Origin of the sequence: Glycocaulis sp. (genome assembly GCF_052168375.1) — a bacterium.
Taxonomy (GTDB): domain Bacteria; phylum Pseudomonadota; class Alphaproteobacteria; order Caulobacterales; family Maricaulaceae; genus Glycocaulis.
This window is the reverse complement of record NZ_JBQLZR010000197.1, coordinates 1-2,139: the sequence shown is the minus strand read 5'-3', so window position 1 is coordinate 2,139 and position 2,139 is coordinate 1. Positions and strand designations below refer to the sequence as shown.

At 64.3% G+C, this 2,139-nt stretch carries 2 protein-coding genes and 1 pseudogene; 2 read left to right on the top strand and 1 reads right to left on the bottom strand.

The annotated features are described in order from the left end of the window. Positions 1–991 (bottom strand): MHYT domain-containing protein (locus ACTS2Z_RS07785; protein ID WP_442572648.1); only part of this gene is annotated, 991 nt, incomplete at its 3' end. A 126-nt stretch (positions 992–1,117) separates the two neighbouring features. On the opposite strand from ACTS2Z_RS07785, the gene ACTS2Z_RS07780 reads away from it, so the two are divergent. After that, complete coding sequence (locus ACTS2Z_RS07780) at positions 1,118–1,888, top strand: tyrosine-protein phosphatase (protein ID WP_442572647.1); 771 nt, start codon at positions 1,118–1,120, stop codon at positions 1,886–1,888. An 8-nt stretch (positions 1,889–1,896) separates the two neighbouring features. Further along, positions 1,897–2,139: pseudogene (locus ACTS2Z_RS07775) on the top strand (hypothetical protein); the annotation flags it as partial.

Sequence of the window (2,139 nt, the reverse complement as noted above, 5' to 3'; positions counted from 1 at the left end):
CGCCGCCAAGGCGGGCGGTAAAGTGCTTTGAGCCGTCAAACTTGCGCAGGCGCTCGGCCAGCGTGCACAGCACATGGTCGCCGGCAGCATGGCCCCAGCTATCGTTGATTTCCTTGAACCGGTTCAGGTCGATGGCCGCAACAGCGGTGCTGTCTGCGTGCTGTCCGGCAAGACGGGCATCCAGACGGGCATAGAAGCTGGTGCGGTTCGGCAGGCCGGTCAGCGGGTCATGCAGGGCGGCGTGACGCAGCTGTTCGTCCGAGGCCTCGCGCATGCGCTTCTCGATGTAGAAGGTCGCAAGGCCCGTCCCGAGGATCAGGATGCCGGCAATCGCAACCGCGACGGCCATCACCATGAAGGCGTCAGAGCTGGCACCCGGCTGATAACCGGCGAGCGGCTGGACCATAAACGCGGCCATGCCGGTGAAGTGCAGAAGCACGATGCCGACAACCAGGGTCAGGGACGGCACCATGCAGCGCCAGCCACCCTGCCAGTTCGGAGTGAGATGCATGGCAGCCGCGCCCAACGCCATCGCCATGGCAATCGCAGCGGCGATGTAGCCAGCATCCCAGGTGACAATGCCATCCACCTTGTAGGCAAACATGCCGGTGAAGTGCATGGCCGAAATGGTCAGGCCCAGAAGTGCGCCACCAAAAAGCGGGGCCAGCTTCAGGTGCCGGTTGGCGGCGACAAGAAAAGCAAGGCCAGAACCGCCAATCGCGATGAGACCGGAGGCTATCGTCAGCCAGGCATCCAGCGTGACGGCCGTGCCGGGCTGGTAGCCGAGCATGGCGATGAAATGGGTGGTCCATATGGCCGACCCGGCGCAGATGGCTGCGAGGAACGCCCAGCCGAGCCGGGCGAGGCCCTCGGCCCGCAAGACCTGTCTGTAAAGACGGATGGTGACCGTGGCGCCAACGACGCACATGATCGCAGCGAGGAGCACGAACCAGAGGTTATGCTCCGTGAAGAGGCATGTGAAAACGCGCATCAGATTTCCCCACCTGTGGCGCTTTGTTGTGCGCCTTGACCACCTAATAGAGTAAACAGGTTAAATTTCCCTGTTCAGGCGTATGCCCGCCTTGCTGGACGTTGCCCGGCGGGCTAGGTCAGGGGCATGAGCGATAGAGTCCTGCGCCTTGAGGGCGTCCACAATTTCCGACGGTTTGGCGCCTATGCACTGGCCGGAGGCGGCCGAGTCCGCGACGGGCTTTACCGGTCCGGGCAGTTCTCGCGGGCCACGCCGGCCGACCTTGAAACCATGGATGGCCTCTCCATCCGGCTGGTGGCGGACCTGCGCCGTCCGCGGGAACGCGAAGCGGAACCCTCCCACTGGCCGCAGCGCGAGGGCGTCACTGTTCTCGCCAGCGACCATGCCGGTTCGGACGAGCCGCCGCATCTGGTCTTCCTGCGCGAAAGTGATCTGTCGCTGGACTCCATTCGCGGCTTCATGACCGAAACCTATCGCCGCCTGCCGTTCGACCCGGGCAATCAGTGGGTGTTTGCCAACGGCCTGCGCCAGCTTGCAGACAGCGAGGCCAATCATGGCTTCATCGTGCATTGTGCAGCCGGCAAGGATCGCACAGGCCTGTTCTGCGCCCTTCTTCTCACCGCGCTTGGCGTCGATGAAGAAGAGGTCCGGCAGGACTATCTGATGACCAACACGGCGGTCGATTTCGACCGTCTGGTTCCGGCTATCGGACGGCGCCTCGAAGAGACGCTCGGCAAGAAAGCAGGCCACGAGGAATTGCGGGCCTTTCTGGGTGTCGAGGCCGGCTATTATGATGCAGCCATGGAGGCCATCGGCGACCAGCGCGCCTACCTTCGTGATGCGCTGGGGCTTGAAGACGCTGTCATCGAACGCCTTCGCGAGAACCTGACCGGGTAACCGACACCATGGCGCGCAACGCCGAACATTACCGGGCCGGCCTTACCCTGGCCTGGCGCGATCCGCTGAGCTGTCTCGCGGCGCTGGAGCGTGCGCCCGGCGTGCTGTTCCTGTCTGGCGGGGATGATAGCCAGCGCGGGCGCTACAGCATCCTTACCGCCTTCCCGCGCGAGACCGTGACAGCGGACGGCCCCGGTGGCCCGCTGGACGCTCTTCGCTCCGCATGCACCCGATACCCCGACGCGTGGATT

Bases quoted from the DNA above. Each gene is read 5' to 3' on its own strand.
- ACTS2Z_RS07780 (WP_442572647.1), top strand. From the start codon at position 1,118: ATGAGCGATAGAGTCCTGCGCCTTGAGGGCGTCCACAATTTCCGACGG.